Source organism: Tamlana crocina, assembly GCF_012037625.1.
Genome location: NZ_JAAVJS010000462.1, coordinates 1 through 369, shown reverse-complemented (window position 1 = coordinate 369; position 369 = coordinate 1). Strand labels below are relative to the sequence as shown.

The window sequence follows — 369 nt, the reverse complement described above, 5'->3', positions numbered from 1 at the left end:
AGGGAGCATATGCTTAAGATCTTCAAGTTCATCAATGAAAACGGCGGTACCGCTTATTCTCCCGAAGTAAGTAACATTAACCACGACTTTAATTCTCTTCAGGAAATATTTGAAACTGCATTAGACCAGGAGATACAGATCTCGAAATCCATACATAACATCGTCACCAAATGCCGAAAGGTGATGGATTATGGGACCGAAAATTTCCTCCAGTGGTTTATTCAGGAGCAAATGGAAGAAGAGAACCAGTTTAGAAGGATCCTCGAAATGTTTGACCTTATGGGCACAGACGGTATTGCTCTTAAACTCATCGATGAAAGAGTAAAACACGTAGAATAACTTTATTCTTCTATAGTAAAAAAGGACGCC

General features: G+C 39.3%; 1 protein-coding gene. It reads left to right on the top strand.

Annotation, left to right across the window (positions count from 1 at the left end; translation table 11 throughout):
- On the top strand, window positions 1-339 hold a 339-nt coding region (locus HC176_RS17600; protein WP_167920305.1), incomplete at its 5' end, for a ferritin.
- Window positions 340-369 lie beyond the last annotated feature (30 nt).